Source organism: Parahoeflea olei, from assembly GCF_001703635.1.
In the GTDB taxonomy this organism is placed as follows: domain Bacteria; phylum Pseudomonadota; class Alphaproteobacteria; order Rhizobiales; family Rhizobiaceae; genus Hoeflea; species Hoeflea olei.
The window spans coordinates 62,330-81,533 of sequence record NZ_LQZT01000012.1 but is presented as its reverse complement, the minus strand read 5'-3'; the positions used below and the strand labels follow the sequence as shown (position 1 = coordinate 81,533).

The 19,204-nt window shown below is 66.7% G+C and carries 18 protein-coding genes, 1 pseudogene and 1 riboswitch; of the genes and pseudogenes, 4 read left to right on the top strand and 15 right to left on the bottom strand.

Annotated elements, in window-relative coordinates; all coding sequences use genetic code 11:
* Window positions 1–36 precede the first annotated feature (36 nt).
* The 6 genes from AWJ14_RS08955 to AWJ14_RS08930 all read right to left on the bottom strand — a co-directional run bounded on the left by AWJ14_RS08955 (window position 37) and on the right by AWJ14_RS08930 (window position 4,591).
* On the bottom strand, window positions 37–1,278 hold the full coding sequence (locus AWJ14_RS08955; RefSeq protein ID WP_066177702.1) for a bifunctional cobalt-precorrin-7 (C(5))-methyltransferase/cobalt-precorrin-6B (C(15))-methyltransferase: 1,242 nt from the start codon (window positions 1,276–1,278) through the stop codon (window positions 37–39).
* Window positions 1,271–1,912: a precorrin-8X methylmutase gene (locus AWJ14_RS08950; RefSeq protein WP_066177700.1), complete on the bottom strand. Its 642-nt coding sequence runs from the start codon at window positions 1,910–1,912 to the stop codon at window positions 1,271–1,273. Before AWJ14_RS08950 ends, AWJ14_RS08955 begins: the two co-directional genes overlap by 8 nt.
* Window positions 1,913–1,915: 3 nt before the next feature.
* Window positions 1,916–3,208 (bottom strand): sirohydrochlorin chelatase, encoded by a 1,293-nt coding sequence (locus AWJ14_RS08945; RefSeq protein ID WP_066177699.1) that lies wholly within the window; start codon window positions 3,206–3,208, stop codon window positions 1,916–1,918.
* A gap of 3 nt (window positions 3,209–3,211) precedes the next feature.
* A complete protein-coding gene (locus AWJ14_RS08940; RefSeq protein WP_066177698.1) occupies window positions 3,212–3,427 on the bottom strand; it encodes a DUF6732 family protein in 216 nt (71 codons plus the stop codon).
* Window positions 3,428–3,707: 280 nt separating this feature from the next.
* Window positions 3,708–4,145 (bottom strand): tellurite resistance TerB family protein, encoded by a 438-nt coding sequence (locus tag AWJ14_RS08935; RefSeq protein WP_066177696.1) that lies wholly within the window; start codon window positions 4,143–4,145, stop codon window positions 3,708–3,710.
* A 35-nt stretch (window positions 4,146–4,180) separates the two neighbouring features.
* Window positions 4,181–4,591: a TerB family tellurite resistance protein gene (locus AWJ14_RS08930; protein WP_171904846.1), complete on the bottom strand. Its 411-nt coding sequence runs from the start codon at window positions 4,589–4,591 to the stop codon at window positions 4,181–4,183.
* A 134-nt stretch (window positions 4,592–4,725) separates the two neighbouring features.
* Here AWJ14_RS08930 and AWJ14_RS08925 point away from each other — a divergent pair, with 134 nt between their 5' ends.
* Both AWJ14_RS08925 and AWJ14_RS08920 read left to right on the top strand, forming a co-directional pair.
* Entirely contained in the window at window positions 4,726–5,511 is a 786-nt protein-coding gene (locus AWJ14_RS08925) for a TSUP family transporter (protein WP_066177695.1), read from the top strand.
* A 105-nt stretch (window positions 5,512–5,616) separates the two neighbouring features.
* Complete coding sequence (locus tag AWJ14_RS08920; protein WP_083220143.1) at window positions 5,617–6,990, top strand: TrkH family potassium uptake protein; 1,374 nt, start codon at window positions 5,617–5,619, stop codon at window positions 6,988–6,990.
* A gap of 269 nt (window positions 6,991–7,259) precedes the next feature.
* Here AWJ14_RS08920 and bla read toward each other — a convergent pair whose 3' ends face one another.
* The gene (bla, locus tag AWJ14_RS08915) at window positions 7,260–8,099 is read right to left on the bottom strand and encodes a class A beta-lactamase (protein WP_245304178.1); all 840 of its coding nucleotides are present in this window, start codon (window positions 8,097–8,099) and stop codon (window positions 7,260–7,262) included.
* Between the two features lie 187 nt (window positions 8,100–8,286).
* Here bla and AWJ14_RS08910 point away from each other — a divergent pair, with 187 nt between their 5' ends.
* On the top strand, window positions 8,287–9,192 hold the full coding sequence (locus AWJ14_RS08910) for a LysR family transcriptional regulator (protein ID WP_083220141.1): 906 nt from the start codon (window positions 8,287–8,289) through the stop codon (window positions 9,190–9,192).
* On the opposite strand, the gene cobO is transcribed toward AWJ14_RS08910, so the two are convergent.
* The 8 genes and pseudogenes from cobO to AWJ14_RS08875 form a co-directional block, all read right to left on the bottom strand.
* The gene (gene cobO / locus AWJ14_RS08905) at window positions 9,189–9,833 is read right to left on the bottom strand and encodes a cob(I)yrinic acid a,c-diamide adenosyltransferase (protein WP_066177693.1); all 645 of its coding nucleotides are present in this window, start codon (window positions 9,831–9,833) and stop codon (window positions 9,189–9,191) included. The two genes, AWJ14_RS08910 and cobO, sit on opposite strands and share 4 nt — an antisense overlap.
* A 54-nt stretch (window positions 9,834–9,887) precedes the next feature.
* Window positions 9,888–10,325 carry a GNAT family N-acetyltransferase gene (locus AWJ14_RS08900; protein ID WP_066177691.1) on the bottom strand — a complete coding sequence of 146 codons (438 nt, stop codon included), beginning with the start codon at window positions 10,323–10,325 and terminating at the stop codon, window positions 9,888–9,890.
* Between the two features lie 2 nt (window positions 10,326–10,327).
* On the bottom strand, window positions 10,328–10,717 hold the full coding sequence (locus AWJ14_RS08895; protein ID WP_066177689.1) for a GFA family protein: 390 nt from the start codon (window positions 10,715–10,717) through the stop codon (window positions 10,328–10,330).
* Window positions 10,710–14,627 carry a cobaltochelatase subunit CobN gene (gene cobN, locus AWJ14_RS08890; RefSeq protein WP_066177687.1) on the bottom strand — a complete coding sequence of 1,306 codons (3,918 nt, stop codon included), beginning with the start codon at window positions 14,625–14,627 and terminating at the stop codon, window positions 10,710–10,712. The genes AWJ14_RS08895 and cobN overlap by 8 nt, the downstream gene beginning before the upstream one ends.
* A gap of 15 nt (window positions 14,628–14,642) precedes the next feature.
* Window positions 14,643–15,623 (bottom strand): annotated as a pseudogene (gene cobW / locus AWJ14_RS08885) (cobalamin biosynthesis protein CobW).
* Window positions 15,624–15,627: 4 nt separating this feature from the next.
* A complete protein-coding gene (gene cobU, locus AWJ14_RS08880) occupies window positions 15,628–16,152 on the bottom strand; it encodes a bifunctional adenosylcobinamide kinase/adenosylcobinamide-phosphate guanylyltransferase (protein ID WP_066177685.1) in 525 nt (174 codons plus the stop codon).
* Window positions 16,149–16,286, bottom strand: coding sequence for a hypothetical protein (locus AWJ14_RS22380; protein ID WP_171904845.1), 138 nt, complete (start codon window positions 16,284–16,286; stop codon window positions 16,149–16,151). The genes cobU and AWJ14_RS22380 overlap by 4 nt, the downstream gene beginning before the upstream one ends.
* Window positions 16,287–16,459: 173 nt before the next feature.
* Window positions 16,460–16,830, bottom strand: a riboswitch (cobalamin riboswitch).
* 64 nt (window positions 16,831–16,894) lie between these two features.
* Window positions 16,895–18,361, bottom strand: coding sequence for a cobyric acid synthase (locus AWJ14_RS08875; protein ID WP_066177684.1), 1,467 nt, complete (start codon window positions 18,359–18,361; stop codon window positions 16,895–16,897).
* A gap of 266 nt (window positions 18,362–18,627) precedes the next feature.
* On the opposite strand from AWJ14_RS08875, the gene AWJ14_RS22980 reads away from it, so the two are divergent.
* Entirely contained in the window at window positions 18,628–18,759 is a 132-nt protein-coding gene (locus AWJ14_RS22980) for a hypothetical protein (RefSeq protein WP_280949308.1), read from the top strand.
* Window positions 18,760–19,204 lie beyond the last annotated feature (445 nt).

Here is a 19,204-nt window from a genome sequence, read left to right as displayed (position 1 = left end):
GAAGGCGCTGACCGAAGAAGCCGTCGGCAAGAATGGTCACGCCCCCTGCTCCCGGATCGCCGACCAGATCGTCACCGGCATCAGCGGCTTCCAGCCGAGATAGCGGCCGACGGGTTCGGCGCGCGTGACCTGGAGCCGCACGAGCTCCCCGCCATGCACCGCCTGCAGCGCGAACAGCCGCGCCTCGCCCTCGACGGTGACCGCATTGGCGACCATCCGCCCGCCGGGTTTCAAAGCCTCCCAGGCGGCCTCGAACACGCCGTCGTTGGAGATGCCGCCGCCGATGAACACAGCGTCCGGCTGGTCGAGACCGGCAAGGGCAGCGGGTGCCGAGCCGGCAATGATGTCAAGCCCAGGTGTGCCGAGAACGATCGCATTGTGCGCCATCATCGTGCGCCGCGTCTCGCTGGCCTCGATCGCCACCGCGCGGGCACCACGCGCCGCGCGCATCCACTCGATGCCGATCGAGCCGCAGCCCGCGCCGACATCCCACAAAAGCCCGCCCGGCACCGGGCCGAGCCGGGCGAGCGTGACGGCGCGCACTTCGCGCTTGGTCAGTTGCCCGTCATGTTCGAAGGCCTCGTCCGGCAGTCCCGGCACGGCGGGCAGCAGCACCGCGCCCGGCTCCGGCTCGCAGGCGATCGCCAGCGTGTTGAAATCGGCGAAGACCGGCTTGTCGGCCGCGATCCGGTCCGCCCGCATCGCCTTGATGCGTTCGTCGGGTCCGCCGATATGCTCGAGCACCTGCATCTCCGAGCGGCCATAGCCGCGCGCGCTCAGGATCTGCGCAGCCTCGATCACCGTGCGCCCGGTCGAGGTCAGCGCGAGGATGCGCGCGCCCGGCTGGACATGCGAGGCAAGCCCGTGCACCGAGCGGCCGTGCAGCGAGATCATGGCCACATCCTGCAGCGCCCAGCCGAGCCGGGAGGCGGCGAGCGAAAACGCCGAGGGCGACGGGATCACCCGCATCTCGCGCTTGTCGAGCGAGCGCATCAGCGTCGCGCCGACACCGAAGAACATCGGATCGCCCGTGGCAAGGATCGTCACCGGCGTGCCCCGCCGCGCCATCACGAAGGCGATCGTCTCCTTGATGCCGAAGGTCCAGGGAACCACCTCGCGGTCGCCGCAGTCGATCCGGGCGAGCACGCGCTCGGGCGCGATCACCGTGCGCGACGCCTCGAACAGGGCGCGCGCCGGCGGCGTCAGGCTGTCGAGCCCGTTGTCGCCGATGCCCAGGATGGTGAGCCAGGCAGAGCCGTGGGCGATGCTCTCAGCCATGGCCTTCGAGCCCTCCGGCGAGCGCGTTGACACAGGCACTTGCGAGCGCGCTGCCGCCACGGCGGCCGCGGACCGCGAGAAACGGCACGCCGCGTGGATCGGCGATCAGCTCGTCCTTGCTTTCCGCCGCCCCCACGAAGCCGACCGGCGCACCGATGATGGCGGCGGGGCGCGGCGCGCCCGCGTCGATGAGGTCCAAAAGGCGATAGAGCGCGGTCGGCGCATTGCCGATGGCGATCACCGCGCCGGCCATGCGCTCGGCCCAGAGGTCCACCTGCGCCGCCGAGCGCGTGGTGGCCTCGCGCGCCGCGATCTCGCGCACACGGGGATCGTTGAGCAGGCACAGCACTTCATTGCCGGCCGGCATCAGCCGCGCGATCACGCCGTGACGCACCATCTCGGCATCGCAGAGCACCGGCGCGCCCTGTGCAAGCGCCGCCCGCGCGGCACCCGCGAACCCGTCGGAGACGACGATGTCATTCGCGAGGTCCACCATGCCGCAGGCATGGATCATCCGGATCGCGATCGCCTGCTCGTCCGGGGCGAAGCGGGCAAGCTCCGCCTCCTCCCGGATGATGGCGAACGACCGCCGGTAGATCTCGGCCGGATCGCGGATCGGCGCGGGCGCACTCACGCCTCAGCCCTTCTTCTTGTCCATCGACCGCGGTCCGTGCGGATGGTCGGCATGGGGATAGGGATGGTGATGGTGCCCGTGATCATGGCCATGGTCATGGCCGTGGTCATGGCTGTGACCGTGATCATGCCCATGGTCATGATCGTGGTGATGATGGTGCCCATGGTCATGGCCATGACTGTGATCGTGATCGTGATGATGATCGCCATGCGAATGACCGTGGTCGTGGTGATGGTGGTGATCATGATGGTGATGCCCGTGGTCATGCGCGGGCTCCAGCGGACCGGGGCTCGCATGGCTGTGCACCGGAGTCCAGGGCAGGCCGTGCTTGGCGCAGAATTCGGGATCGCGGCAGGAGGCATCGCAATCGCCCGCGCAGGGACAGTCTTCCAGTCCGCCGCCGATGCCTTCCACGTGGTGGTGATGGCTTTCCTGCGGCAGGCCCACCTCGGCCTCGAAGCCGAGCACCTGCTCGCGGTACTTGCACATCTGGCAGTTCATCAGCGCCTGGCCTTCGACAATTTCCTGGACCCGGTCCTGGAAGGTGTCGAGCACCAGCGGATGGTCGTTGAGATAGGACGCCTTGACGAACTGGATCTCCGGGTGCTCCGCCGCCACCACATCGGTTTCCGAATAGATCCGTTTCACCAGTACGCCGGTGAACAGGAAATAGGGAAACACGATGATGCGCTTGTAGCCGAGCCTGGCCGCATGGCTGAGCCCGGGGCCCACCAGCGGGAAGGTCACGCCCGAATAGCAGGTCTCGGCCCAGCCGAAGCCGAAGCCTTCCCAAAGCATGCGCATGACCTTGGACACGTTGGAATTGGCGTCCGGGTCGGACGAGCCGCGCCCCACCACCATCAGCAGCGTGTCATGCAGGCCCACCTCGCCCTGTTCGGCATTGGCCGCATCGATCGCTTCCTGAATGCGCGCGCCGGCGGCGCGGATCATCTTGAGGTCGATGCCCAGTTCGCGCCCATAGGTGATCTCGGTGCCGGGGTTCTGCGCCTGGTACGTGTTGAGGACCGAGGGAATGTCGTTCTTGGCATGGCCCGCGGCGAACAGCATGCCCGGCACCGCCAGCACCTGTTTCACGCCCTTGGCGCGCAGCCGGTCGAGCCCTTCGGAAATCACCGGATTGCAGAATTCGAGATAGCCGTATTCGACCGGAATGTCGGGATAGCGTGCCCGCAGGCCTTCGGCCACGGTCGCGAATTCGCGGGCGGCATTCTGGTTGCGGCTGCCATGGCCGCACACCATGATGCCGGTCTGGGCGGGAAATTCCTTGGTGTTCATGGCTCAGGCCTCCGCTGATTCGGGTTGCGTCTCGTGATCGGCGTCAGCGGCGCGGGTCTTGCGCCGGATCGCCCAGGCCGCAACCGCGCCGGCGGCTGCCGCCGCAGCCCAGCCGAGCCAATGCGAGTGTCCGGCCAGGTCGCCGAGGTGGCCGCCATGCGCGAGCGCGTCTGACGCGCCGGGACCGAGGACAAGCAGGGAAAGGACAAGGGTGCGCATGGGCGATCTCCGGACAACGTGACAAAATATCAAGCACGATACGCCGGACGACACGCCACCTTCCCCGAAGGGAGACGTTTCGCATCACCGAACCGGACAGCCCCGGGTTTGGCCCTTGAAATAAGTCGGCCGCACCGGAATTTCTCTCAGCCTGTCATCAGGCGCCGTCGCACATGGGCCTGTCTTAGGCGTTCGGCATTTTAAGGTCAAATGCAGTTTGCGCCCGATCCGGGCCGATCTGCGCCAGCCCGGAACCCACGCCGCGACCGGATGTCGACGATCAGGAAAAGCCGAGCCGGCGTGCCGTGGCTTCGAGCAACCGCCGCTCGCGCGGATCGATCTCGCCGTCGGCCCGGGCCACCAGCGCCATGTGATCGAGGATCGCGCGCTTGCGCTCAGGATCGAGCGAGGCCAGCATCCCGGCTGCCTGCGCGTCCGTCGTCTCATAGCCGAAGTCGTTGAGATATTTGAGAATATCGCCAAGCTCCTCGCCGTTGAGACCGAGCATCCGGGTGCAGATTGCGGCAAAGGCATCGGCCTCCTCAGGCTCGACGGACTTGTCCGCGAAGGACATCCGCACCAGGAGCAGAAGCTCTGCGGTCAGCACCGGATCATGGGCGACCTTGTTGACCGACGAGGCGCGATCAAGAAAGGCCCTTACCCGTTCGCCGAGCGAGTGGGTCTCGTGGGGGGTGTCGTCCCGGGGCGGATTGGTCATGGCGAGGTCCTTTTGTCACATGCCCGCCGGCAGGGCTAAAGCCCCAGCAAGGCGGCGGTCCTGCGGAGCAGCCGGTCGTCGCGCGCATCGCGCACCTTGCTGGCGTCGGCTATCCGCATCATGCCGTCAAGAAGGATGGTTCGCGCCTCCGTGTCAAGCTGCCTGAGCAGCGTGAAGGCCTCCGCATCGCAGGCCCGCGCCTTGGGCGTGTCGAGCATCGCATGCAACTCCGGCATGTCCGCCGGGGCAATGCCGAAATGGTCCGAGCAGATGCGTTCGAAGGCACGAAGTTGGGCCGGCTGAACCACGCCATCGGCCAGCACCATGCGAAACAGAACCAGGATTTCCGCCAGCGCGACCGGATCTTCGGACAGTTCGGCGAGCGGACCGGAGACGCGCGGGGTGGCGCCGAACAATCCCGCGATCGAAGCGAAAATCCCTCTCATCATCCCCCCGACGCCAAAACCGCGCGCTTTCTCGAATTTACGCGCAGGCAACCGATTGTCCAGACATCACGCGCGTGCAATAGGGTCGCATATCGCATCCGACCCGCCCTCACCGCTCCCCCACAGGCCGCCCCATGGAAGATCCCGCCCTCACCCTCATGCTGCTCCTGCTCGCGGCGGCGTTCCTGGCGGGCTTCATCGATTCGATTGCCGGCGGCGGCGGCCTGATCGCCCTGCCGGCGCTGCTGCTCGCGGGCTTCTCGCCGGTCGAGGCGCTCGGCACCAACAAGCTTCAGGGCCTGTTCGGCTCGGCCTCCGCGACCGTCGCCTATGCCCGGAAAGGCCATGTCGATCTCAAGGCGCAATTGCCCTCAGCGCTTCTGTCGGCCGCCGGCGCCGCCCTCGGCGCGGGGCTCGCAACCCTGATCCCGGGCGATCTGTTCCGCGCCTTCCTGCCGTTCCTGCTGGTCGCCATCGCGCTCTATTTCGCCTTCAAGCCCAATATGGACGATATCGACCGCGCCAGGCGGCTGTCGCCGTTCCTGTTCGGCCTACTGGTCGTGCCGCTGGTCGGCTTCTACGACGGCGTGTTCGGTCCCGGCACGGGCTCGTTCTTCATGCTGGCCTTCGTCACGCTTGCGGGCTACGGCCTGCTCAAGGCCACGGCCCATACCAAACTGCTCAACTTCGCCTCCAATCTCGGCGCCTTCGCCATCTTCGCCTCGGTTGGCGTCATTGCCTGGAAGGTGGGGCTGATGATGGGGGTTGCCCAGTTCGCGGGCGCACAGGCCGGCTCAAGGCTCGCCATGAAGAACGGCGCCCGGATCATCAAGCCGCTCCTCGTCATCACCTGCACCGCGCTCGCGATCAAACTGATCTCCGATCCGGCCAATCCGGTGCGGCTCTGGCTCGGCCTGTAGCCGGCACGCGGCCCGGTTTTTTTTCGCACTGCAGCGGAACCCACACCCTCCTCTCCCCGTTTAATGCAGCCTCGCGTGTCGGGGTGTCTTACTTGGGGGTCCATCATGGATATCCATTCTCCCGCTGTCTCCGGCGCACGCCGGACGGCGCTTCGTACCCTTGCCGGCAGCCGCTTCGCGCTTCGCCACGCCAATCCGGCCCGGCTTCTCCTTGCAGGCTATCTCTCCTACATCCTCGTCGGCTGGTGCCTGCTGTCCCTGCCGATCGCCCAGAGCCAGCCGGTATCGCCGCTCGACAACCTGTTCATGGCCACCTCCGCGGTCTCGACCACGGGCCTGGTCACCGTCGACCCCGGCAGCAGCTACACGCTTTTCGGCGAAGCGGTGCTGCTGCTGCTGATCCAGTTGGGCGGCCTCGGCTACATGACCGTCGGCTCCTTCGCGGTACTGGCGCTTGCCCGCAATCTGGGGCCGTTGCGCCAGACCACGGCACGCGCCGCCTTCAGCCTGCCGGCTGACATCAACGTCGCCGCCTTCGTCCGCTCGGTGGTGCTGTTCACGCTGATCACCGAACTGGTGGGCATGCTGGTCCTTTGGGAACTGTTTGCCAGCCGCGGCGTCGAAAACCCGCTGTGGAGCGCGCTGTTCCACTCGATCTCGGCCTTCTGCACCGCCGGCTTCAGCCTGTTCCCGAACAGCTTCGAGGATTTCCGCGCCGACGTCCCGGTCAACCTGACGATCTCCGCCCTCAGCCTGCTGGGCGCCATGGGCTTCATCGTCATCGGCGACACCTGGCGCACCATGACCGGCCGCAAGCGCATGCTCGGCTTCACCAGCAAGGTGATCGCGCGCATGACGCTGGTTTTCCTGGTCGCCGGCACGGCGCTGCTGTTCGTTGCCGAGCCCGGGATCGACGCGTTGCCTCCGGGAGAACGGTTGCTCACGGCCTTCTTCCAGACCATGACCGCCTCGACCACGGTGGGCTTCGACACCCACCCGATCGGCTCGCTGGGTCATGCCTCGCTGATCCTGATGTTCTTCCTGATGGCAATCGGCGCCTCGCCCGCAGGCACCGGCGGCGGCTTGAAGACCACCACCTTCGCCGTGCTTCTGGGGCTGGTGCGCTCGACATTGCGCGGCCGCAGGACCGTGCATTTCTTCCATCGCCGGGTGAAACCCGCCCGGATCCAGACCGCGGGCGCTGCGCTTGCCTTCTTCCTCGGGCTGCTTCTCGTGGCGCTGTTCCTGCTATCGCTAACCGAACCGCAGGCGGCCTTCGAACAGGTGATGTTCGAGGCGATCTCGGCGATGGGCACGGTGGGGCTCTCGATGGGGCTCACGGGCGATCTGAGCTATCTCGGCAAGGTCATCATTGTCGTGCTGATGATCGCCGGGCGGCTCGGGTTCCTGACCTTCGGCATCGCCCTTGCAACCGTGGACGAGCCGGACGAGAAGACCGACAACGACCTGGTGCTGTGAGTTCGGAACGTGCTCCAGCACCATCCTGGCCGCCCGGATGGCGGCCAGGGCCATCGCGCTGCTTCTCGCCGTCACCGGCACTGCGCACGATCAATCTGGTCTCCGCTCCGGCCAATCCGGTGCGGCTCTGGCTTGAATTTCAGGCAAGCAATTTCAAGGACATCGCCGCCTCCCTTGATTCAATGTCATCCCTGGGAAGCCGACATGAAGAAGGCACCGGCGGCAGACGCCGACAGTGCCGGGGCTCTTGGCGGTGATGCCCGGGGCTGTCAGTTCCCTGAAGTGCCGATTGCCGAGATCGCCACCCTGCCGAGGCTTTGCAGCGCGGCATTTCGGGTTTCAAACGGGGCTTTGACATCCGAAATGAAGATGGTGACGATCCAGGGTGCGCGCCCCTCCGGGGTAACCATCGCGATGAGATTGCGAGAGTGGCTGCCGGCTCCCGACTTGTCCAATATCTGCCAGCTTCGCGGCGCCGCGGCGCGCATCAAGTTGCCGGTAACCCCGCCGTGGCTCATCCAGTCCGCAAGCAAGTCGCGTGAAGCCGGGCTCAGCACGTCGCCGAGCAGCAAGGCATGCAGGGTCTGCGCCATCGCGGCGGGAGACGTGGTGTTGCGCGGATTGCCGGGGATGAAGGTGTTGAGCTGGGGCTCGGGATCGTCCATCCGGCTGACGCTGTCGCCGATGCTCCTGAAATACCCGGTCATCGCGCTGGGCCCGCCGATGTGATGGAGCAGGATGTTTGCCGCGGGATTGTCACTCATGTCGACCGCCGCGCGGCAAAGCGCTTCGATCGTCATGTCCTTGCCCACGTTCTTTTCCGTGACCGGGGCGTGATGCATCAGATCGGCCTTTTCGATCCTCAACACATCCGACAGGGAGATGTCTCCCGCATCGACGCGCGCCAGGACCGCGCCGCAAAGCGGCGCCTTGAACGTGCTGTTCATCAGGAATCGCTCGTCCTTCCGATGAAACCAGGTCACACCCGTTCCTGTATCGACCATGGCGAGGCCGACCCGTGCACCGAGTTGGCTTTCCACCTGGGCCACGGCTTTTTCGAGTTGGGCAAAGCGCGGTTCGGCAAAGGCCACCGCGGTGGCCGCGGACAAGCCGATGGCGATGCCCGCCGCAATGCGCGGCAGGGTGCGTAGGATAAAATGCATGAGAAAATCCCTTACGATTGCGCGCCGAGGCGCGGGCCACACATCAAATGATGTAATGATCGCAATTTATTCCGCTTCCGAAAACCGCTAAAGACGACAAAACCAATAGCCTGCCATAAGCTGAGGTACTGAAGTGGATCGCCCCGACATCCCGTTGAACGCGCTGCGCACCTTCGAGGTCGCCATGCGGCAAGGCAGTTTCACCAGGGCGGCGATCGAACTTCGCGTCAGCCAGGCCGCCGTCAGCCATCAGATCGCGCGGCTTGAGGATCTGCTCGGCGCCGTGTTGTTTCAGCGCACATCCCGGGGGCTGGTCCCCACCGACGAGGGACGATTGCTGTTCCCCGTTCTGGAATACGGTTTCGATGCGATTGCGCGCGTGCTCGACCGGCTTGAAGGACGGCGCGACGTGGAAGTGCTGAAGATCGGCGTCAACACCACATTCGCCCTTGGCTGGCTGATGCCCCGGCTCGAGATGTTCCAAGCCGCACACCCCGAAATCGATCTGCGCATTTCCACCAACAACAACCGGGTGGAGATCCTTCGCGAAGGCCTCGACATGGCGATCCGGTTTGGCGCCGGCGGCTGGACAGGACATGAGACGATTGCGCTGCTTGACGCGCCGCTCTCGCCGTTATGCGCCCCCGTTCTGGCGGAACGACTGCAAGACACGGAGGATCTCGCCCGGCTGACCCTTCTGCGCAGCTACCGCAGCGCGGAATGGCCAAGCTGGTTCGCGGCTGCCGGCGCGTCCTGTCCCCCGGCGATGGGACCGGTGTTCGACAGTTCCATCGCACTGGCTGAAGTGGCGGCCTCTGGCGCCGGCGCGGCGCTGCTGCCGGTGCGGATGTTCGAGCGTCACATTGCCGAGGGCCGGCTTGTCCAGCCGTTCAGCCACACCGTATCGGCGGGTCGCTATTACCTTGCCTGGCCATCGGAGCGCCCGTTGACGCCGGCCATGAGCCTGTTCTCGCGATGGCTGTCACAACAAGCGCAAGAGGCACAAGCAAACCCGGGTGAACGCGTGCCCGCCGTCTAATATTCCACGCCGATCTGCGCCTTGATGCCCGAGCGGAACGGATGCTTGACCATCTCCATCTCGGTCACGAGATCGGCGAAATCGATGAGTTCTTCCGCGGCATTGCGGCCGGTCAGAACCACATGGGTCATCGCCGGCTTCTCGGCCTCGAGGAAGGCCACCACGTCGGAGACGCTGATATAGTCGTAGCGCAGCGCGATGTTGATCTCGTCCAGAAGCACCATGGTGTTGCTCTCGTCGCGGATCAGTTCCTTGGCTTTTTCCCAGGCGGTCTCGGCCATGGCGATGTCGCGTGCCTTGTCCTGGGTTTCCCAGGTGAAGCCCTCGCCCAGCGTGTGGAACTGGCAGATATCGGAAAACCGCTCCTCGATCAGGTTGCGCTCGCCGGTCGCCATGCCGCCCTTGATGAACTGCACCACCGCGCATTTGCGCCCGTGCGCGATATGGCGGAAGATCATGCCGAAGGCCGCGGTCGATTTGCCCTTGCCCTTGCCCGTGTGGACGATCACCAGACCCTTCTCGCCGGTCTTGGTGGCCATGATCTTTTCGCGTGCCGCCTTCTTCTTGGCCATCTTCTCGGAATGGCGGGCGTTCAGGTCTTCCTCGCTCATGCCGTCGGTGATCTTGTCGCGTCCGCTCATGACTTCCTCATCCTTTGCTTGTTCACTGTCACACCGCTGCGCGGCCCGGAAGTTTCATTCGCCCGCGGGCGCGTCGAAGGTCTTGGCAAACCAGATCCGCTGCGGCGCGCCGCGATGCGCCGGCAGCCGACCGCATTCGCGATAGCCCAACCCCTCATAGAACCGCGGCGCCTGGAACTCGAAGGTGTCGAGATAGACGCCGACCAGGTCGCGCTCGCGCGCGAAATCTTCGGCCCGGGCCAGAAGCTTGCGACCGATGCCGCCGCCGCGCCGGCCCTCGGCCACGCCGAGCAGCTTGATGAACAGCCAACCCTGGACCACATGCGCCGTCAGCCCGCCGGCCAGGTCGCCGTCGTCATCGACCGCCTTGAACTGGCACGGCACCGGATCGAACGGAAAACCGAGCTTTGCCGCCGTGGCGTCGATCAGGGTCTCGATCGTCTCGTGAAAGGCGCGCCCCGCATCTTCGACCGCGGTGATCTCAATTCCCATGTCTATCCCTCATGCTTGGGCAAATCGTCGGCCAGACCGATCCAGCCAACGCGTTCGTTCCAGTGGTCGTGCCGCTCGACCGCGATCGCGCCCGGCTCGTCGAGCAGCATGACGTAGTAATCGATCTCGCCGGGCCGTTGCTCGGATTGGTAGCTCAATGGCGTGCCGCAGCCCTTGCAGAAACCGCGCTGCACCCCGGGCGACGAGGCGTAGGAGCCGAGCGTGTCGCCGGTCAGCGACGCATCTCCCATGGCCACCGTGAAGAAGCTCGTCACCGGCGACGAACTCGCCCGCCGGCAACTTTCGCAGTGGCAGTGGTTGGAGCCGAGGATCTCGCCCCGGACCCGGAGCGTCACGCCCCCGCACAGGCATCGTCCGGAAAGCTCAGCCATGTCCCACTCCCTCGATCAGTTCCGAGAGGGCAAACTTGGCGGAATTCGACTTCGGCGTCCACAGCCCGCGCTCGATCGCCTCGTCGAACTTCTCAGCCATCTCCTTAAGCGCATCGGGGTTCTTCTCGCGCAGGAAGGCAAGCGTGTCCTCGTCCAGGAGATAGGCCTGGTAGACCGCATCGAAATGGGCGCCGCGCACGGCGCCCGTGGTGGCGGCGAAGGCGAACAGGTAATCGACCGTCGCCGCCATCTCGAAGGCGCCCTTGTAGCCGTGGCGCTTGACGCCGTCGATCCATTTGGGATTGACCGCGCGGCCGCGCACCACGCGGGCGATCTCTTCTTCGAGCGAGCGGATCAGCGGACGTTCCGGCCGCGAATGGTCATTGTGATAGACCGCGGGGCGCGCGCCGCGCGCGACCTCCACCGCCGCCGTCATGCCGCCCTCGAACTGGTAGTAATCATCGGAATCGAGCAGGTCGTGCTCGCGGTTGTCCTGGTTCTGCACCACCGCCTCGACGGTCGCGAGCCGCTGCTCGAACAGTGTGTGCGCGGCCTGCCCCTCCTCGCCCGCACCATAGGCATAGCCGCCCCAGACGACGAAAGCCTCAGCCAGATCGGCGCGGTCGGTCCATCCGCCCTCGTCGATCAGCGCCTGCAGACCGGCCCCGTAGGCCCCGGGCTTGGAGCCGAACACCCGGAACGAGGCCTGCCGTGCGGCCTCCTCGGCGGTGAGCCCCTTGGCGGTCAGCGCCGCGATCTCGCCTTTTGCCCGGGCCGCGAGCGGGTTGTCGCCCGCATCCTCGTCAAGCGCCGCCACGGCGCGCGCGGCGCGGTCGAACAGTGCGATCTGGTCGGGGAACGCGTCGCGGAAGAAGCCCGAGATGCGGAGCGTGACGTCGACCCGCGGCCGCTTCATCTTCGCCATCGGGATGATCTCGTAGCCGGTCACCCGCCGCGAGGCCGGATCCCAGACGGGTTTGGCGCCGATCAGCGCCAGAGCCTGGGCGATGTCGTCGCCACCGGTGCGCATGTTCGACGTGCCCCAGGCCGTGAGCGCCATCGATGTCGGCCACTCGCCATGGTCCTGGATATGGCGGGTCACGAGCAGTTCGGCCGATTTCTGCCCCAGTTCCCAGGCCGCCGGCGTGGGCACGGCGCGGCTGTCGACCGAATAGAAATTGCGCCCCGTGGGCAGCACGTCGGGCCGACCCCGCGTCGGCGCGCCCGACGGACCCGGCGCCACGAAACGCCCGTCGAGCGCGGTCAGCAGCCCCTCAAGTTCGGCCCCGCCGCAAGCCTCGACACTCGGCCGCAGCTTGCCATCGATCGCCGCCATCACCGCGCGCGTCGCGGCCCAGTCCTCCGGCACCGGCAGGCGGCCGGATACGAGGTCCAGCGCCAGCAACTCGATGCGCTCCACCGTGTCGCCATTGCTGCGCCAGGGGTCATCGGTGACCGATTGCAATATCTCGGGTTTCGGCCCGGTCCAGGTCTCCCCCATGGCACAATCGAGCGGATCGAAGGACGAGCGGTCCGCATCCACTTCCGACGGTCGCAAATCCGCATCCGAGGCCTTACCCCCACCCCTGGCCCCTCCCCTCAAGGGGGAGGGGGATGTCGGTGCACCGGGCCCGTCCTCCCTCCCCCTTGAAGGGAGGGATCGAGGGTGGGGGTCACCCGCAACGCCGGTCGGAACAGCCGTGGCAGGAAGAGCCAGTGCATCCCGCGCGATCGCCCGGTGCAGGCTCTGGTCGCCGGGTGCCGCGCCGCGGTCGATGCGGGCGAGCGCCACCACCAGATCGTCGCGCAGCCCGCCTTCCGGCGACTTGCCGAAGATGTGCAGCCCGTCGCGGATCTGCATTTCCTTCAAGTCACAGAGCCAGGCATCGAGCTTTTCGAGCGCCAGATCGTCGTCGTCGCCCTCGGCGATCCCCGCATCCGCGTCGAGCCCGATGTCGCGGACGAGATCGAGGATCTGGCCCTTGAGCAGCTTGAGCCGGCGCGGATCGTGGCCGGTGGCCTCGTAATACTCGTCGACCAGCGCTTCGAGATGCTTGAGCGGGCCATAGCTCTCGGCGCGGGTGAGCGGCGGCGTCAGGTGATCGATGATCACCGCCGAGGTGCGCCGCTTGGCCTGCGTTCCCTCGCCCGGATCGTTGACGATGAAGGGATAGACATGCGGCAGCGGCCCGAGCACGGCTTCGGGATAGCAGGCCCGCGACAGCGCCAGCGCCTTGCCCGGCAGCCATTCGAGATTGCCGTGCTTGCCCATATGCACCACCGCATGGGCGTCGAAGGCTCCGCGCAGCCAGGCGTAGAAGGCGAAATAGCCATGCGGCGGCACCAGGTCCGGCGCGTGGTAGCTCGCCTTCGGATCGATATTGTAGCCCCGCGCCGGCTGGATGCCCACCACCAGATTGCCGTAGCGCAGAAGCGCCAGATGAAACGCGCCGTCGCGGACGAAGGGATCGGCTTCCGGCGCGCCCCAGCGTTCGGCCACCGCCTCGCGGATCGAGGGATCGAGGGACGCGAAAAAGCCGCGATAGTCTTCGAGTGAAAGCCGAACGCCGCCCTGCCGCTCGGGTTTGAGCGCATTGGTCGGCCCGGCCTTCAGCGCCGTCACCAGCGCATCGCCGTCTGCGGGCAGCGTGCCGGTGTCATAGCCCGCGGCTGAAAGTGCGCGCATGGCCTCGACCGTCCCCGCCGGCGTGTCGAGCCCCACGCCATTGGCGATGCGGCCGTCGCGGTTGGGGTAATTGGCGAGCACGAAGGCAACCCGGCGTTCGCCCGCGGGCGTGCGTCTCAACCGCGCCCAGCGCGCCGCCAGCTCCGCCACGAAGGACACCCGGTCGGGCTCGGGCGCGTGGGTGACGATATTGGCCTGCACCGCCTCATCGTAGCGCGCCGCGCTCTTGAACGAGACCGCCCGCGTGAGCACCCGGCCGTCGACCTCCGGCAGCGCCACATGCATGGCGAGATCGCGCGAGGCGAGCCCCTGGTGCGAGGCGGCCCAGGCCTCGCGCCCGCCACTCGCGAACACCGTCTGCAGCACCGGCGCGCCGGTGGATTCGAGCACCGTGCCCCGGGTCTCGCCGCCGGGCGAGGACACCGCAAAGCCCGTGGCGTTCAGCACCACGTCGGGCGCCGCCTCGCGGAAGATCGCCTCCACCGTGCCGGTAGAGACCGGATCCTTGAGGCTCGAGACGAACACCGGCAGCGCATTGACGCCCTTGTCCGCAAGCGCCTCGCACAGCGCCGCCACCGGCGCGGTCTGCCCGCTCTGCACCAGCGCACGATAGAAGCAGATCGCCGCCACCGGCGCATCTGGTTGCCAGTGCTTGGCGAGATCCGGAACCGACGGGTTTGCGATCTCCGGATGCCACAGCCCGGCCTTGAGCAGCGGCACCGCCGGCGCCGGCCTTTCCGCACCCGTCACCAGCGCCTCGGCGCAGGCCACGAAATCGCGCGCGTTCTCCGCCCCGCCTTCGATCAGATAGGCCCACAGCTGCTCGCGCGCGTCCACGGCAAGCGTGGAGAGCGGATCGAGGCCGGGATCGGGCCGGTCGTCGCCCGGCAGCGCCGCAAGACCGAACCCATGCGCGCGGGCAGAAGTGGCGAGGCTTTCGAGCACATAGGAAAAATAGCTCGCGCCGCCGAGGGCGCGAACGATCACCAGCTTCGCCTTCGGCGCCATCTTCATGACGAAGGTGTCGACCGACATCGGGTGCTTGAGATCGGACAGGCTCGCAAGCCGCCAGGACAAGTCGCCCACCGCCTGACGCGCCGCGGCGACACTCGCAAGCTCGGTGTCGGCGGCGCTCAGGAACAGGATGTCGCCAGGGCTCTGGCCGAGGTCGACGGCCTCGTCGCCATCGCTGAGGCTGCCCTTTTGTGCGACAAGAAGATGCATGTCCTTATCCGGCCCCTATCCGGCCAGCTCCGTGATCCTTGCGCGGATCTCCGCCTCGTCGATGTCGTGCAGGCCGATCACCACCAGCCGCGTCTCGCGTGCCTCGCCCGCTGCCCAGGGCCGGTCGAAATGGGTGTCGATGCGGCTTCCGACCGCCTGCACCACCATCCGCATCGGCTTGCCCGCGACATCGGCAAAGCCCTTGAGCCGCAGGATATCGTGCGTGACGATCAGGCTCTTGAGCCCTTCGGTGAAACCCGCCGGGTCGCGCACAGGGCCGAGCGTGACGACAAAACTCTCGAACTCGTCGTGATTGTGCTCGTGATCCTCGCCGTTCTCGTGTTCGAGCTCGTGATGCGACTTGCGGTTTTCGATGTCGTTTTCCGTGCCGATGCCGAGACCAAGCAACACCTCGGGGGCCACCTCGCCCTGTTTGGCTTCGATGAACACCGGCTTGCGCGTGAGATGCGCGGCGATCCCGTCGCGCACGCCAGTGAGATCGTCGGCGCCGATCAGGTCGGTCTTGTTGAGCACGATCAGATCGGCCGCGGTCAGTTGGTCCTCGAACAGCTCCTCGAGCGGGCTTTCATGGTCGAGACCCTGGTCGGCGCGCCGCTGGGCGTCGAGCTTGTCATGGTCGTCGGCAAAGCGGCCCGCAGCCACGGCGGCGCTGTCGACCACGGTGACGACGCCGTCGACCGTCACTGCGGTCTTGATGCCGGGCCAGTTGAAGGCGGCGACCAGCGGCTGCGGTAGCGCCAGCCCCGAGGTCTCGATGACGATGTGGTCAGGACGGTTGTCGCGCGCGAGCAGCTTCTAGACCTCGTCGCCGCAGCCCTTGAGCACGTCGCCGTCGACGCCGAGATCGCCGAACTCGTTGATGATCAGCGCGATCCGCTTGCCCTTGGCATTGGCGAGCATGTGGCGGATCAGCGTGGTCTTGCCGGCGCCCAGAAAGCCGGTGATCACGGTTGCGGGAATTTTCGAGCCAGTCATCAGTTTAACCCTTCATCTTGAGCGGCAGGCCCGCGGCGACGAAATGCACCTCGTCGGCAAGGGCCGCAATCAGTTGGTGGAGGCGGCCGGCATGGTCGCGGAACGCCCGCGCCATGGCGTTGTCGGGCACGATGCCGAGCCCGACCTCGTTGGAGACGAACACCACCGGCCCGGAAAGGCCCGGCAGTGCCGCAAGAAGCGTATCGAAGGCGGCGGTCACGTCCCGCTCGCCGAGCATCAGGTTGGTGACCCACAGCGTCAGGCAATCGACCAGCACCGGCCGGTCGGCGCGCGCATGGGTTTCAAGCGCCTGGGCAAGATCGACCGGCGCCTCGACGGTGTCCCAGCCAGCGCCGCGGCGGTCCTGGTGGGCGGCGATGCGGCTGCGCATCTCGTCGTCCCAGGCCTGCCCGGTGGCAATGTAGAGCCGGGTCGGCGACGCGGCCTCGACCAGCCGTTCAGCAAAGGCGGATTTGCCCGAGCGCGCACCGCCCAGCACCAGCGTCAGCGGTTTGAGGCCGCAGCTCATGCAATCCATCCTTCGGACAGGCAGCCGGGCGCAGTGCGGCGCCGCGCGATCGGCAGCGACGGCAAAACCGGCATCGCAGCCTGCGCGGCCGCGACCCCCGCGGCAGGCTGCACCGGGAGCAGGTTGGCGATCATCGCGTCAATCCCTCAGGGGCGGCAGAACCCGGGGAAATGGCGGCAAGCGCGCGGCGTCAGGCCGGCGGTCATGCGCCCGCCCGGCCGGCTGGTCGGAAAAACAGTGTGCGTCTTCGTAGCCATGACAACCTCCGTGAATGGCCCCGGGAGAAACCCTCTCCCAAAGGTCCGGCTCTCAACCGGTGCGAATGGCAGGTCTCCTGGCTCGCGGGTCGCGTCGACGTTGCCGTCGACAACGGCGAATGCCGGCCTTCCCGGCGTGAAACGCGGTCATGAAAACGGGACGATTCGTAGACAAAGAGGCGTCCGCGCCGGTTGATCATGCCGCCACGCCAGTGGCTTGTCCGGTCCGGGGAAAGATCTGGCGGAAGGCACCATTGCCGGCCGCAAGACCGGCCTCCGGGGCCGGTGACATTCGCCTCGCCGCTCTACAGTCGCGGGGTCGGCTGCGATAAGAATGCCCTGGGTGGGTCCATTCCGTCGCATTCCCTTTTGATCCTGAAGGCCTGTCCGGCCTTCGGGAACCATTCGAGGCCCAAGTGATAGGGGTGACGGATTGCCCTGTCAATCGCGCGTAACGCCGCCTGTGGGCGACACCGAGCCCTGGCTCAGCGCGAAGTCTCGGCCGCCATCGCCAGGATCCGGTCGAAGCCGACGAGGCGGTCGAGTTCGCCGGCGATTTCGTCGAGCGCCGCATCCACCATCGCCCGATAATCGGTCTCGCCGCCGCGGATGCCGAACCCGGCAAGCAGCTTGGCGCGGTAGGCGTCGGCATCGAACAGCCCGTGCAGATAGGTGCCCGCCACCTTGCCGTCGGCGGAAATGGCGCCGTCCGGACGACCGTCGATGATGGTCATCGGCCGGGCGCTGTCGGGTCCGTGGGTCACGCCGAGATGGATCTCGTAGCCCGACAGCGCCACGTCATGTTCGGCCGAGCGGGCCGAGCTGTTGCGCACGGTCTTTTCCGGCGCCATTTCGGTGTCGACATCGAGAAGCCCGAGCCCTTCGGCCTCGGTCACGCCGCCTTCGAGGCCCTCCGGGTCGCTCACCCGGCGCCCGAGCATCTGGAAGCCGCCGCAGATGCCGATGATCGCTCCGCCGCGGCGGCGATGCGCCGCCAGGTCCCTGTCCCAGCCCTGGCGGCGGAAATCGGCGAGATCGGAAATGGTCGATTTCGATCCGGGCAGGATCACCAGGCCCGCGTCCGCCGGCAGCGGCTCGCCCGGCCTCACGAACACGAGATCGACTTCCGGCTCGGCCTTGAGCGGGTCGAAATCGTCGAAATTGGCGATCCGCGACAGCACCGGCACCGCGATCTTGAGCGCCCGCGCCTCGCCGCGCACGAGCCGTTCGAGCGCCACCGAATCCTCGGCCGGCAGCCTTGCTGCCGCCTTGAGCCAGGGCACGACGCCGAGGCAGGGCCAGCCGGTAAAACGCTTGATCGCCGAGACGCCGTCATCGAACAGGCTGACATCGCCGCGGAACTTGTTGATGAGATAGCCCGCGATCATCGCCCGGTCGGCTTCGGGGAGGATCGTGTGGGTGCCGACCACCGAGGCGATCACGCCGCCACGGTCGATGTCGCCCACCAGCACCACCGGAACGCCGGCCCGTGTCGCAAAGCCCATATTGGCGATGTCGCCGGCCCTGAGATTGATTTCCGCCGGCGAGCCGGCACCCTCGACCAGCACCAGGTCGGCGCCTTCGCCCACGCGGGCAAAACTGTCCATCACCGCCGACATCAGTTCCGGCTTGAGCTTCTGGTAGTCGCGGCCGCGCGCCTGGCCCCTGACCTTGCCCTGCACCACCACCTGCGAGCCGGTCTCCGACTGAGGCTTCAGGAGCACCGGGTTCATGTGCACGCTCGCGGGCACCCGGCAGGCGAGCGCCTGCAGCCATTGCGCCCGACCGATCTCGCCGCCGTCATCGGCAACGGCTGCATTGTTGGACATGTTCTGCGGCTTGAACGGACGCACGGCGAGGCCGTGATTGGCCGCGAGCCGGCAGAAGCCTGCCACCAGCACCGTCTTGCCCACGTCCGAGCCGGTTCCCTGAAACATCAATGCGCGTATCATGCGCTGTCGATAGCACCGGCGGATGCAGACCGGAAGGCCCTATCCGGCCCGCGGCCCTGCCCGGTCTCGGTCCGGCTTTGGCCAGGCCCCAGGGACATGGCCCAGGTCGCGGTGCGGCGCCGGAGCTGCGACCTTTTCGCGCCATCTGAATTGCGACATCGCCTGGCGGGAATGATGCAGCCCGGCGGCACGGATCGGCCTAGAGCAGGCGTCATCAGCGACCGAAAGATCCGGGTCGCACAGTCCCAGTTTGGAAGGGCATTGCCGTGCTGTACGTCTTCAATTCCGCCAACCGCGTCCAGATCGCCTGGAATGGCGTCGTCCCCACCGAGAAGCCGGGCCAGAAGAAGTCCACCGGCGTGCTCAATCGCGTCATCCGCACGCTCTCGGCCGGCTGAGGCGCCCGCGGGCGCATCCGCACCTTCACGCACTGACACCGAAGCCGGGTTCATCTGCGCCCGGCTTTAGCGTTTGCGGCCTGCCGGCCGTTTCTGGAGCGCGGAAATGCGAAGGCCGCCCGGACCTTGCGGTCCGAACGGCCTGCCAAAAGAACGCTGGCGCCCTCGAAGATACGCACGAGGTTCGCGACATCCCGGTACGCAGTACCTGATCCGGGACGATCGGCGGTTGTCCCCCGCCGTGACCAAGGTTTAACCCGGACATCCTTACCGGACAGTTAGTGAAACCCTAAGCATTGGTGAATCGTGCGATTTATTTCGCTGATTGTGCGCGGGCCATGGCGGCACCGCCGCTCCCCGGCGGTGCATTACAAATGCCGATGCGCGGTTGATTTCTTTTGCCAAGGCCTTACCCTATCAGTCGGCACTTCAAGGGCGGGTCGGC